Here is a 13,135-nt window from a genome sequence, read left to right as displayed (position 1 = left end):
CATCCGCCATCACATCTTGCTCAGATCGGGGAAGGTGCGCACCGGATCGCTGCCGTCCCAGTTTTCAGCCGATTCGCGGATGATGCGGAACACCGTTCCCTTGGGGCCGGCAATTTCCGACAGCTCGATCACGGTGCCGGGATGGTATTCGGTCTCAAAATAAACGAAGCGGCCGCGCTCGCCGACTTCACCGCTCATGCCGACCTTCCAGCCCTTTTCCAGCAGGCGCGCAAGATCGTTGTCGAAGTCTTCGGTCCAGTAGGCCAGATGCTGCAAGCCGGTGCGGCCGGCCTTGAGGAAATCCCGGTACATCGACGGCGCATCGTTGCGCTGCTGGATCAGTTCCACCTGCACGTTGCCGGAGTTGGCCAGCGCCACCGACGAATGGATGTCTTGCAGCTCGCCCTTGTAGCGATAGTTCTTCAGCGGCACGCGCTCCATGTAGTACCACGGGCCCACGCCCAGCACTTCGCTCCAGTATTTCATTGCCGCTTGTATGTCTTCGACGACGTAGCCCAGTTGTTTGATCTCACCCAGAAAACGGCTCATTGCTCACCTCTTTTTCGTTTGTTTAGTTTGAATAATTGGTCAATTTTTACGTCAGGAAGCCGATCGAAATCCACGGCACCGCAGCCACCACCAGCAGCGCAATCACCAGCGCGGCCAGGTAGCCCCATACCCGGTTGAAGACCTTGTCCGGCGACACCTTGCCGATCGCGCAGGCGGCATAGAAGCCGACGCCGAACGGCGGTGCGAACAGGCCAATGCCCATCGCCAGGATCACCACCATGGCGTAGTGCACGTCGTGGATGCCCAGCGAACGGGCCACCGGGAACAGCAGCGGTCCGAACAGCACGATCGCCGGGATGCCTTCCAGGATGCTGCCCAGCACGATGAAGATCACGATGGTGATCAGCAGGAAGCCGAATCCGCCGCCCGGCACACCCTGCATCAGCGACACCAGCTTGGCCGAGAAGCCCGACTGCGTCAGCGCCCAGGCCATCGAAGTGGCCATGCCGATGATCAGCAGGATCGCGCCCGACAGGGTTGCCGCTTCCACCAGCATCGGGTAGATGCGCCTGAAGTCGAGATGCTTCATGAAGGCGTGCATGACCAGGCCGACCACAATCGTGTACGCGACACCGATGGTGGCGACTTCGGTTGCAGTAGCCACACCTTCGATCACGGCCACTCGAATCAGCATCGGCAAAGCCAGCGCAGGTATCGCCGCAATCAGGGTCTTGCCGATCACGCCGATGGTGGCGCGCTTCACATCCGGCATCGGTTCGCGACGGGCGCGGAACCAGCAGACGATACCGATCGCGATCGTGGCGATCACGGCAGGCATCAGGCCGCCGATGAACAAGGCGGTGATCGACACGCTGCACACCGCGCCGATGGTGATCAGTACCAGGCTCGGCGGAATCGTTTCGGTCATGGCGCCGGAGGACGACAGCAAGGCCACCAGTTCTTCCGGCTTGGAGCCGCGCTTCTTCATTTCCGGGAACAGCGCCGGCGCAATCGCTGCCATGTCGGCCGCCTTGGAGCCGGAGATGCCCGAGACCAGGAACATCGCGCCCAGCAGCACGTATTGCAAGCCGCCGCGTACGTGGCCCAGCAAGGCCGCCATGAAGTCGATCAAGGTACGTGCAAGGCCGCTGATTTCCAGCAGCGAACCGAGCAAGACAAACAGCGGCACCGACAACAGGATCAGGCTGGACATGCCTTCATCCATGCGGCTGACCACGATCATCATCGGCGCGCCGGTGGCAATCGTCAGATAGGCCATCGTCGCCGTACCGAAGGCGAACGCAATCGGGATCCCGCCTGCGACACACGCGCCGATCAGCACCACGAAGAACACGATCAGGTTGTAGTTGCCCATGGCCAGCAAGGCCGGCTTGCAGATCCACAGCACGGCGCCGATCACGGCCACGACGGCAACGGCGGAGAGCACCTGCCTGACGCTGGAGCGGCTCGCCATGCGCGCAATCGCCGCCAGGAACATCAGGATGGCGCCGACCGGCAACGCAGCCGCGCGCAGGCCGTCGGGGATTTCCAACGCAGGCGTCGTGATCGCCATCTGCTCCGACGCATGGTCGACCGCGGGATGGATGATCATCAGGACAAAGATGCAGACGATCAGGGCGGCGACGGTTTCCAGCCAGACGCGCCATTTGTCGGAGAGCTTGTTGACGATGGCGGTCAGGCGCATGTGTTCGCCCCGGTCCAGCGCCAATACCGCGCCCAGCATCGACAGCCAGATGAACAGCGTCGAGGCCAGCTCGTCCGACCAGATCAGCGGGTCGTGCAAGGCATAGCGGTAGATCACGCCGGCCAGCAGCACGCCGGTTTCCACCACCACCAGCGCCGCGGCAACCGCGGCGACAACGTGCATGACGCCGCGATTGACGCCCGCCAGCAGACGCGCCAGCGGGTTGGTCGGCGCCGATGCAGAAGGCAGTCTCACTTCGGTCATCGCCGCGTCCATTTATGCCAACTTCCCGGTGTATTTCTCCAACAGCGCCCAAGGTTCGTCGCCGAACTTCTTGTGCCACTCGGCGTAGAAACCTGCGCTGCGCAGCTTGGCGCGGAAGGCTTCGTTGTCGGTGTCGTTGAAGGCCAGGCCCTTGCCCTTCATTTCGGTGGCCAGCGAATCGTTCAATGCCTTGACGTCGGCGCGTTGCTTGATGCCGGCTTCATTGACATTGCGCGTAACGATCTCTTGCAGATCCTTCGGCAGGCGTTCGAACGACTTCTTGTTGGCCAGGAACCAGAAACCATCCCACATGTGGTTGGTCATCGAGCAGTACTTCTGCACTTCGTACAGCTTGGCTGTCGAGATGATCGCCATCGGATTCTCCTGGCCTTCGACGATCTTGGTCTGCAGCGCGGAATACACTTCGGCGAAGTTGATGCTGGCCGGCGCCGCATCGAAGGCGCGGAACATCGACGTCCACAGCGGGCTCGGCGGCACGCGCAGCTTCATGCCCTTGAGGTCTTCCGGCTTGTTGATCGCGCGGGTGCTGTTGGTGATCTGGCGGTAGCCGTTGTCCCAGATCTTTTCAAATGCAAAGACGGTCGACTTGGCGTCGATCTGCTTGCGCACGTGCGCGCCCAGCTCGCCGTCGAGTGCAGCCCACACCTGGTTGTAATCCTTGAAGGCAAAGCCGACGCCGCTGATCTGCGCAGCCGGCACCAGCGTGCCGAGGATCAACGGCGACAATGTGAAGAAGTCGACCGCGCCCGAGCGCACCTGGCCCAGCGTGTCGGTGTCGTTGCCGAGCTGGTTGTTCGGATAGACCTGGAAGTCGATGCGGCCCTTGGATTCGGTCGCGATCTTGGCGGCCATTTCCTTGGCGCGCAGATTCATCGGATGCGTGGCCGGCAGGTTGTTGGCGTACTTCAGCGTGAACTCAGCTGCGGCAAATGCCTGGGTCGATATCATGCCGGTGGCAGCGGCAGCCGAAGCGACGGAAACAGTCTTCAAAAAACGACGGCGAGTGATGCTGGCAGTTGGGTTACCCATCTGTTTGTCTCCTGATTTTAGTTTTGGTTAATTTATGTTGCCGATACTAGTAACGACTAATTCAGCACTGCTTATGCGTCCTAGAGCAATTTGGATGCCAAGTCGTCGAAGTGTCTCGACTGACCTGGGCGCCCCTCCCTGAAGTCGGCATTGCACGCACATTCTCTTCGATAAACGCCTGATTCGACAAGGGATGTGAAGGCTAATCGGGTGTTTATTTTGATGCGACACCTGTCGCATTGCCTGAACACTTGATTGACACCTGTATGCGCTTTTCAGCCAGACCTCATACCGCAACGCAGCAAATTCACTCCAGCGCGCAACGTGCTATGTTTACCGCCATCACGGCCCGCCGACGCCGCCCGCACGGGCGCTGCCGTCATCACAAGAATCAACGAAACCAAGCCGCGCCGGCTGCCGAAAAACGTGGCATCGTTTTTGCATATTGTTGTCCCAACACACTCTTTCAGGAATCCACATGACTGCGCACATGACTGCATCCTCCCCCTGCATCACCGGCTGGAACCACTCCCAATTCGGCAAGCTCGACGGCATCGATCCGGAAGCACTGATCGGCCAAGTCGCCAAGGCCGCCATCGAACACGCCGGCCTGACGCCGGAAGACATCGGTTCCATCCACATCGGCACCTTCAACGGCGGCTTCCTCTACCAGGACTTCCCGTCCTCACTGGTGTTCAATACCTTGCCCGAGCTGCGCTTCAAGCCGGCCGTGCGCGTAGAGAACGCCTGCGCCACCGGCTCGGCCGCGATCCACTCCGGCATGCAATCGATCCTGTCCGGCCAGGCCAAGCACGCGCTGGTGATCGGCTTTGAAAAAATGACCGAGCTGGCCACGCCGCAAGTCGGCGAAGTGCTGCTCAAGTGCTGCTACGCCAAGGAAGAAGCCGGCATCCCGGGCGGCTTCGCCGGCGTGTTCGGCAAGATTGCGCAGGCCTACTTCGACCGCTACGGCGATCAGTCGGATGCCCTGGCCGCCATTGCCGCCAAGAATCACAAGAACGGCATGAGCAATCCCTACGCCCACATGCGCAAGGATTTCGGCTTCGATTTCTGCCGCAATGTGTCGGAAAAAAATCCCTTCGTCGCCGGTCCGCTCAAGCGCACCGACTGCTCGCTGATCTCCGACGGCGCCGCCGCGCTGATCCTGAGCGCCGCCGATGTCGCCAAGACCATGCAACGCGCCGTGACCTTCCGCGCCGCCGTGCACGTCAATGATTTCCTGCCGCTGTCGCGCCGCGACCCGACCCGCTTCGAAGCCGGTACGCTGGCATGGCAACAGGCATTGAAACAGGCCGACCTGAAATTGCTCGACCTGTCGCTGGTGGAAACCCACGACTGCTTCACCATCGCCGAGTTGCTGGAGTATGAAGCCATGGGCCTGGCCGAACCGGGCCAAGGCGCGCGCGCCATCCTCGACGGCGTCACCGCCAAGAACGGCCGCCTGCCGATCAATCCTTCCGGCGGTCTGAAATCCAAGGGCCACCCGGTCGGCGCCACCGGCGTGTCGATGCACGTGATGGCGGCGATGCAGGCCAGCCACGATGCCGGCGACATGCAGATTCCAAATGCGCGCTATGCCGGCGTGTTCAACATGGGCGGCGCTGCGGTGGCGAACTACGTGAGCATCCTGGAACGCGTGCATTGATTTTTCCCCCGTCGTCCCGGCACTGTCCGGGACGGCAGCAACAACGGTAGTAATTGCAACAACCGCAGCAAAGACCCACATAAAAATACACACGAGCGAGACGATGTTAACCAAAGTAATGAACCTGGGGCGCCTGCTATCCGACGTCGCCCGTCGCTTTCCTGACGAGCCCGGCCTGATCTTCGGCGACGGCACTGCGGACGGCAAAGGCGACAAGATCGCCACCTGGAAACAGATCAACGACCGCGTCGATACGCTCGCCCACTCGCTGCAAAAGCTGGGCGTGAGCAAGGGCGACAAGATGCTGGTCCACTCCCGCAACAACCTGCAGATTTTTGAAAGCGCCTGGGCGGCATTCAAGCTGGGCATGGTTTGGGTCCCGACCAACGTGCGCATCACGCCGCCGGAAGCCGCCTACCTCGGCCAGTCCAGCGGCGCCAGCGTGATGCTGTACGACCGCGGCTTCGCCAACTACGTCGACGCCGTCAAGGAAGTCTCCCCCGCGCTGAAACACGTCATCGCGTTACAAGACCCGCGCGCCGGCGAACTGGATTTCGAAACACTCGCCACCGCGACCGGTACGCATCAGTCCTTCGATGAAGTGGAAGTCGATTACGAAGACCCGCTGTGGTTCTTCTACACCTCAGGCACCACCGGACATCCAAAGGCGGGCATGCTGTCGCACGGCCAGATGGCTTTCGTCGTCACCAATCACCTCGCCGACTTGCTGCCGGGCCTGACCCATCAATCGCGCTCGCTGGTGGTCGCGCCGCTGTCGCACGGCGCCGGCATCCACGCCGTCGTCAACACCGCGCGCGGCGCCGCCAGCATCCTGCTGTCGACCGAACGCCTGGTGCCGGAAGAAGCCTGGCAACTGGTGCAGCGCCATCGCGTCGACAACATGTTCACCGTGCCGACCATCGTCAAGATCCTCACCGAAGACGAATCGGTCGACCGCTACGACCACAGCTCGCTCAAGCACGTCATCTACGCTGGTGCGCCGATGTACCGTGCCGACCAGGTGTACGCATTGAAGAAGCTCGGCAAGGTGCTGGTGCAGTACTACGGCCTCGGCGAAGTGACCGGCAACATCACCTTCCTGCCACCGTACATGCACGAAGCGGACGACGCCCATCCGAAAGCGCGCGTCGGCTCTTGCGGCATGCCGCGCACCGGCATGGAAATCGCCATCCTCGATGACAACTGCAAAAAATTGAAGCCGTTTGAAACCGGTGAAATCTGCGTGCGTGGCCCCGCCGTGTTCATGGGATATCACAACAATCCGGACGCCAATGCCAAGGCATTCAAGGGCGACTGGTTCCACACCGGCGATCTCGGTCATGTGGACCAAGACGGTTTCCTGTATATCACCGGCCGCTCGTCCGACATGTACATCTCGGGCGGCTCCAATGTCTATCCGCGCGAGATCGAAGAAGCACTGCTGACCCACCCATCGGTGTCTGAAGTCGCCGTGCTCGGCGTGCCGGATCCGAAATGGGGCGAAAGCGGCATCGCCGTCATCGTCGCCAAGTCCGGCCAGCAAGCCGACGGCGACGCGCTGTTGTCGCATCTGGAGAGTCGCATCGCCAAATACAAATGGCCGCGCCGCTTCGTGTTCTGGGAGACCATGCCGAAATCCGGTTATGGAAAGATCGTCAAGAAGCAGATCAAAAGTCTGCTCGAGGAGAAAGGTGACTATCGCTTATGAAAATTTCCAACAAGTCCGCCGAAGGCCATCCGGGATTTGTCGAGGTACGCAAGTTTCTGCACGCCGGCCAGCAGAGCTACCCGCGCACGCTGGACCTGGAAGCCAATCCGGCGGAAGAACTGCGCATCACGCTGCAGCCCGGTACCAAAGTCGGCGCAGCCTTGCGCGAAGTGCTGCAACGCTACGGCCAGCGCGGCGGCGTCGGCCGCATGTGCGGCGGTACCGCGCGCAAGCTGCACTACCATCGCATCGAGAACACGCGCGACGCCAACCGTCCGTACGACTACGGCCTGCCGCATGTGCTGGAAGGCGTGATCACCTTCGTCACCGGCGCGATCACGGTTGGTCAGAACCAGGAAGGAAAAGTATTATTGCATTGCCACGCCGGTTTCCTTGACGGCGACGGCTCGATACACGGCGGGCATTTATTGCTCGACACGGTGGAAGTGGGCGACGATCCGCTCATCATCCGCCTGTGCTTGTTTTCCCAGGGCGCTTTCGTCGTCAACAGCGATGAAGAGACGCTATTCAGTCTATTGCATCCGACACCCATGGAATCATGATGACGACATCGACACTTATAAAAAACACAGAGACACACACCAACGACAACGATATTCAGGTAGAGGAAGGCACACTGGGAAAACTGGTGATGGCGCGCCTCAAACCCAACCAGGACCTCACCGAAAGCGTGGAAGCGCTATGCCGTCAATACGGCATGCAAACCGCCATCGTGCGCGGCGCCATCGGCAGCCTGATTGATGCGCACCTGGAATACGCGACGCCTACCGGTTCGCGCGAAATGGAAATCAACGGGCCGGGGGTCGAGATCCTCAACGTCTTCGGCGAAATCGGCTTCAACGGCGGCAAGCCGCATGCTCATCCTTTGCAGGGTGTGGTGGCGGATGTGGAGGGGAAGATTTTTGCGGGGCGCTTTGTGCGTGGGGCGAATCTGTCGTTCATCACGATTGAGATTACCTTGCAGGAGTGGATTCCCAAGCAGGCGCAGCAGGTGTTGCACGCTTGATTTTGGTTGCCGACTTGCGTTGGCTTGATTGATGAAGGCGGCTCTCTTTTGAGGCCGCTTTTTTGTTTACGTGCAGCTTGTTCCGTCGCCCTGCTTAGGTAAGTTGGATTTTTCTTTCTTCGATCAACCCTTCGCCGGGGGTAGCCCGGCAAAGGGTTGATCGAAGAAAGAACAACGAAGCTACAAACGAACGGCAAGTCGGAACAGCTTACGACCCCACCAAAGCCGCATCCAGCAACTCAATCCAATGCTTCACCGGCGTATCCGTCCCCGACTGCAAATGCGTCAGGCATCCGATATTCCCGGAAACAATCATGTCCGGCTGAGTAGCCTGCAGATTATTCAACTTGTTGTCGCGCAAACGATAAGACAGCTCCGGCTGCAGCACCGAATAGGTCCCCGCCGATCCGCAGCACAGATGACTGTCGGCGCACAACTTCACGTCGACGCCGGCGCTGCCAAGAATCTGCTCCACCTTGCCGCGAATCTTCTGTCCATGCTGCAAGGTGCAAGGCGGATGATAAGCAACCCGCTTGCCTATTTTGCCCTTGAGCTTGCCGGCCAACTCCGTTTCAAAGTCCGGCAGAATCTCGCTGATGTCACGCGTAAGCTGCGCAATCCGATGCGCCTTGGCGGCATAGGCAGCGTCGTGCTGCAACAGATGCCCGTATTCCTTGACGGTGGCGCCGCAGCCGGAAGCATTCATCACGATCGCTTCGACCGTGAAGCCGGCCGAGCCGTCGACATACGGCCACCATGCATCGATGTTGCGACGCATGTCGTCGAGCCCGCCGTCCTGATCATTCAGGTGATAGCGGATCGCGCCGCAGCAACCGGCCTTGGGCGGCACGATCAACTCCACACCCAGCGCATCGAGCACGCGCGCGGTCGAGCTGTTGATGTTGGGCGACATGGCCGGCTGCACGCAGCCATCCAGCATCAGCATCTTGCGCGCATGGGTGCGCGTCGGCCATTGCCCGGCATCCTGTTTCGGCGGCACCTTGTTCTGCAATTTTTGCGGCAACAGCGGACGCACCAATTGACCAGCCTTCATCGCCGGATTGAACAGCCACTTGTTCGGCAGCAGCGTCTTGAGCGTGGTGCGCACGATGCGCTGGCCGAGCGGACGCGGCACCTGGTCTTCGACCACCTTGCGGCCGATGTCGACCAGGCGGCCGTATTGCACGCCGGACGGACAGGTCGATTCGCAATTGCGGCAGGTCAGGCAACGGTCCAGGTGCGATTGCGTGGCGGCGGTGGCCGGCTTGCCTTCGAGCACCTGCTTGATCAGGTAGATGCGGCCGCGCGGACCGTCGAGTTCGTCGCCCAGCAGTTGATAGGTCGGGCATGTCGCCGTGCAGAATCCGCAATGCACGCAGGAGCGCAGGATAGCGTCGGCTTCCTTGCCTTCATTGGTGTCGCGGATGAAATCGGCCAGATTGGTTTGCATAGATTAAAACTCGCTGTACATGCGGCCGGGATTGAAGATGCCGGAGGGGTCGAAGGAGGCTTTCAGCTTGCGATGGATCTTGGCGACCGCAGGCGCGAGCGGCTGGAATACGCCGACGCTCTTGTCGCCGCCACGATACAGGCTGGCATGGCCGCCGGCTGCAGTTGCGGCGGCACGGATGACGGCCACGCCGTCATCGCCGCGATACCAGCGCTGCGCACCGCCCCATTCGATCAGCTGCATGCCATTGAGCGCTAGCGGCTGCGCCACCGACGGCAGGGAAATCCGCCACAACGGCGCATCCACATCAGCGAAGAACGCATGGTTCTGTTCGCGCAGGTCACGCCAGAAATCCTCGCCGTTGGTCAGTTCCGTGCCGCCAAGCTTGGTCTCTGCGGCAGAGACCGCAGCTTGTGCGCCCGACAAACGGATCGTCAGCACGCCGTTGACCCAGGCGCTGGCCGACAACGGCAGAGGCTGGCCGCCCCATTCGTTGAGCAGGCGGATGGCATTGGCCTGGTCGACTTCAAACACGCGCGTGCTGGTGGCGAAGGCTTGCGGCAACACCTTGATCGAGGCCTGCAGGATCAGACCGAGCGTGCCGAGCGAACCGGTCAGCAGGCGCGAGACGTCATAGCCGGCGACGTTCTTCATGACCTGTCCGCCGAAATGCAGGACCTGTCCTTGTGCATCCATGAGGTCGGCGCCGAGCACGAAGTCGCGCACCGATCCGCTGGCCTGGCGCCCCGGCCCCGACAAACCCGTCGCGATCATGCCGCCGACGGTGGAGACGCCGCCAAAACGCGGCGGCTCGAAAGCCAGCACCTGATTGTTGGCGGCCAGCGCGGCATCGATTTCCGACAACGGCGTGCCGCAACGCGCGGTGATCACCAGTTCGGTCGGCTCGTAGTCGATGATGCCGCTGTAAGGACGCGTGTCGAGCACTTCGCCGCGCGGTTCCTGGCCGTACCAGTCCTTGGTGCCGCCGCCGCGGATTTGCAGCGGCGCGCCGCCGGCCGTGGCCGCGACGATGCGCTCCTTGAATGCTTGCAGTGTCTGTTCCATGCGTTAAAACCTTGGCAAATCGGGAAACTTGATGGCGCCGCGCTGCACGTGCATCTTGCCGTACTCGGCGCAGCGATGCAGCGACGGAATGGCCTTGTCGGGGTTGAGCAGGAAGGCCGTGTCGAAGGCGCGCTTGACCTTGAAGAAGGCTTCGCGCTCTTCCGGCGAATACTGCACGCACATGGAGTTGATCTTCTCGATGCCGACGCCGTGCTCGCCGGTGATGGTGCCGCCGACCTCGACGCACAGCTCGAGGATCTCGGCGCCGAACAATTCGGCGCGGTGGAATTCGTCCGCCTGGTTGGCGTCGAACAGGATCAGCGGATGCAGGTTGCCGTCGCCGGCATGGAACACGTTGGCGCAGCGCAGGCCGTACTTGCCTTCCATCCTGGCGATGCCGAGCAGGACTTCAGCCAGTCGCTTGCGCGGGATGGTGCCGTCCATGCAGTAGTAGTCGGGCGAGATGCGGCCGGCGGCCGGGAAGGCATTCTTGCGGCCCGACCAGAAGCGCAGGCGCTCGGCTTCGGACTGCGACACCGCGATGGCGGTGGCGCCGCTGGCGTTGAGCACCTCGCTCATGCGGCCGATTTCTTCTTCTACTTCTTCGCTGGTGCCGTCGGATTCGCACAGCAGGATCGCTTCGGCGTCGATGTCGTAGCCGGCCTTGACGAACGGCTCGACCATGCGCGAGCTGGTCTTGTCCATCATTTCCAGGCCGGCCGGGATGATGCCGGCGGCGATCACGTTGGCGACCGCGTTGCCGCCCTTCACGACGTCGTCGAACGAGGCCATGATCACGCGCGCCTGCTGCGGCTTGGGCACCAGCTTGACGGTGACTTCGGTGACGATGCCGAGCATGCCTTCGGAACCGATGAAGACCGCCAGCAAATCGAGGCCGGGCGCATCGAGGCCGGCATTGCCGAGCTCGATGACGTCGCCTTCGATGGTGACCACGCGCACGCGCAGGACGTTATGTACGGTCAGGCCGTATTTGAGGCAATGCACGCCGCCGGAGTTTTCGGCAACGTTGCCGCCGATGGTGCAGGCGATCTGCGAAGAAGGATCCGGCGCGTAGTAGAGGCCGTGCGGCGCCGCCGCTTCCGAGATCGCCAGGTTGCGCACGCCGGGCTGGACCACGGCGGTGCGCGAGTACTTGTCCATGCTGACGATCTTGTTGAACTTGGCGGTCGACACCACCACGCCGTCGGCGATCGGCATCGCGCCGCCGGACAAACCGGTGCCGGCGCCGCGCGGGACGATCTGGACTTTCAGCGCGTTGCAGGTGGTGAGGATGGCGATGACCTGCGCTTCGTTCTCGGGCAAGACCACGACCATCGGCAACTGGCGGTAAGCGGCCAGGCCGTCGCACTCGTAAGGGCGGGTGTCTTCTTCGTCGAACAGCACGCAATGGGGCGGCACCACGGCTTTCAGCGCGGCAACGACCTCGCGCTGGCGGGCGGGAGAAAATAAGGGAGCAACTGGGGCGTTCATGCGTGACCTCGTTTGGCTTTGGGCTGGGACGCGGCGATGACAGATGAATTATTGTTTCCGGCTTATGGCGCCGGTTTGGAATGCTTGTCTCGCTGTTGTCTTCGCAATGCCTGAAGTGTAGCGAATTTCAGCCGGGGAAAGCGAAAAGCGTGGTCAGGGCGCACTGAAAAGAATTCACGGCGCGTCATGAATTCTTTTCAGGGACTTCGACGGCTTGTTCGCGACTCAGATGTTCTTGAAGGCGTTTTGCAGCCAGTCGATGAAGGCATCCACCTCGGGCCGGTCGCGGATCTGCTTTTCGTAGACCACGTAATAGGCATGCGGCGGCGTGCGCAGGCGCACGTCGAAGAGCTCGACGATTTCGCCGCGGGCGAGCAGTTCTTCGGCGAAATGCTGGCGCGTGAGGCCGACGCCGTAGCCGTGGCGCACCGATTCCAGCAGCAGGCCGAGATCGTCGACACGCAGGCCGGTCGAGGGCTCCGGCCAATCCTTGAGGCCGGCGGCTTCAAACCAGGGCTGCCAGGGCTCCAGCGCCGAGCGCAGCAGGTTGGCGTGCTGCAGGTCTTGCGGCCCCTTCAGCGGCGGGATGGTCTTCAGGTAGGCTGGGCTGGCGACGGCAAAGGCCGGCTCTTCGAATAATTTTTCGGTGACGAAATTGGGATAGTTGCCGGCGCCGAAACGGATTTCGACGTCGCTCTCCGACAGGCTCAGGTCGTACAGCGGCACCGACAGGTACATCTCGACGGTGATGTCGGGATAACGCTGCGTGAACTCGGCGATGCGCGGCACCAGCAAGTGACGCGCGAACGTCGGCGGCAGCATGATCTTGACCTTGGGCTGCACCGTGGCGTTGCGATGCGGCATCGGGAAATCGGTCAGCGTGCGCAAGGCGGAGCGCACCACGTCGAGATAGCGGCGACCGAATTCGGACAGGCCGATCGAGCGGCCGTCACGGAAGAACAGACGCTCGCCGACGAACTCTTCCAGCAAACGGATACGATGCGACAGCGCCGATGGCGTGATGCAGAGTTCTTCCGCCGCCACGGCGAATGAATTGTGACGCGCCGCCGCTTCAAACGCGGAAAGGGCATGGACGGGAGGAAGGCGTGTTGCCATGTCTTGTTCTACCTGCTGTTGTTGCGGGACGGCCGCCACGCGGCGCGTCCCGGGGTGCTGCTTGCTATTGGATGCGGAATCAA

11 protein-coding genes are annotated in these 13,135 nt (G+C 61.6%); 4 read left to right on the top strand and 7 right to left on the bottom strand.

The window, feature by feature from the left end; genetic code table 11:
- Positions 1 to 9: 9 nt before the first annotated feature.
- From DXT88_RS02960 to DXT88_RS02950, 3 genes are read right to left on the bottom strand one after another with little or no spacing between them, the layout of a single operon-like run.
- Positions 10 to 549, bottom strand: coding sequence for a VOC family protein (locus DXT88_RS02960; RefSeq protein ID WP_016832757.1), 540 nt, complete (start codon positions 547 to 549; stop codon positions 10 to 12).
- Positions 550 to 595: 46 nt separating this feature from the next.
- Positions 596 to 2,479 carry a TRAP transporter large permease gene (locus DXT88_RS02955; protein WP_265211496.1) on the bottom strand — a complete coding sequence of 628 codons (1,884 nt, stop codon included), beginning with the start codon at positions 2,477 to 2,479 and terminating at the stop codon, positions 596 to 598.
- A gap of 12 nt (positions 2,480 to 2,491) precedes the next feature.
- Positions 2,492 to 3,529 carry a TRAP transporter substrate-binding protein gene (locus DXT88_RS02950; protein WP_265211495.1) on the bottom strand — a complete coding sequence of 346 codons (1,038 nt, stop codon included), beginning with the start codon at positions 3,527 to 3,529 and terminating at the stop codon, positions 2,492 to 2,494.
- Between the two features lie 478 nt (positions 3,530 to 4,007).
- Between DXT88_RS02950 and DXT88_RS02945 the strand changes: the two genes are divergently transcribed.
- The 4 genes from DXT88_RS02945 (at position 4,008) to DXT88_RS02930 (ending at position 7,930) form a co-directional block, all read left to right on the top strand.
- Entirely contained in the window at positions 4,008 to 5,195 is a 1,188-nt protein-coding gene (locus tag DXT88_RS02945; RefSeq protein ID WP_265211494.1) for an acetyl-CoA acetyltransferase, read from the top strand.
- 79 nt (positions 5,196 to 5,274) lie between these two features.
- The gene (locus DXT88_RS02940; RefSeq protein ID WP_265211572.1) at positions 5,275 to 6,903 is read left to right on the top strand and encodes an acyl-CoA synthetase; all 1,629 of its coding nucleotides are present in this window, start codon (positions 5,275 to 5,277) and stop codon (positions 6,901 to 6,903) included.
- Positions 6,900 to 7,466: a PCC domain-containing protein gene (locus tag DXT88_RS02935; protein ID WP_016832767.1), complete on the top strand. Its 567-nt coding sequence runs from the start codon at positions 6,900 to 6,902 to the stop codon at positions 7,464 to 7,466. The genes DXT88_RS02940 and DXT88_RS02935 overlap by 4 nt, the downstream gene beginning before the upstream one ends.
- Positions 7,466 to 7,930 carry a PPC domain-containing DNA-binding protein gene (locus DXT88_RS02930; RefSeq protein ID WP_265211493.1) on the top strand — a complete coding sequence of 155 codons (465 nt, stop codon included), beginning with the start codon at positions 7,466 to 7,468 and terminating at the stop codon, positions 7,928 to 7,930. Before DXT88_RS02935 ends, DXT88_RS02930 begins: the two co-directional genes overlap by 1 nt.
- Before the next feature lie 208 nt (positions 7,931 to 8,138).
- Here the strand turns inward: DXT88_RS02930 and glcF are convergent, their stop codons facing one another.
- The 4 genes from glcF to DXT88_RS02910 all read right to left on the bottom strand — a co-directional run bounded on the left by glcF (position 8,139) and on the right by DXT88_RS02910 (position 13,052).
- Positions 8,139 to 9,380 carry a glycolate oxidase subunit GlcF gene (glcF, locus tag DXT88_RS02925; RefSeq protein WP_016832769.1) on the bottom strand — a complete coding sequence of 414 codons (1,242 nt, stop codon included), beginning with the start codon at positions 9,378 to 9,380 and terminating at the stop codon, positions 8,139 to 8,141.
- A gap of 3 nt (positions 9,381 to 9,383) precedes the next feature.
- A complete protein-coding gene (gene glcE / locus DXT88_RS02920) occupies positions 9,384 to 10,445 on the bottom strand; it encodes a glycolate oxidase subunit GlcE (RefSeq protein WP_265211492.1) in 1,062 nt (353 codons plus the stop codon).
- Positions 10,446 to 10,448: 3 nt separating this feature from the next.
- Entirely contained in the window at positions 10,449 to 11,936 is a 1,488-nt protein-coding gene (locus tag DXT88_RS02915; RefSeq protein ID WP_029363111.1) for an FAD-linked oxidase C-terminal domain-containing protein, read from the bottom strand.
- A 225-nt stretch (positions 11,937 to 12,161) separates the two neighbouring features.
- On the bottom strand, positions 12,162 to 13,052 hold the full coding sequence (locus DXT88_RS02910; protein WP_265211491.1) for a LysR substrate-binding domain-containing protein: 891 nt from the start codon (positions 13,050 to 13,052) through the stop codon (positions 12,162 to 12,164).
- Positions 13,053 to 13,135 lie beyond the last annotated feature (83 nt).

Origin of the sequence: Herbaspirillum lusitanum (assembly GCF_026127345.1) — a bacterium.
Classification (GTDB): Bacteria; Pseudomonadota; Gammaproteobacteria; order Burkholderiales; family Burkholderiaceae_D; genus Herbaspirillum; species Herbaspirillum lusitanum.
The sequence above is the reverse complement of the archived record's forward strand: the minus strand, read 5'-3'. Positions and strand labels throughout refer to the sequence as shown.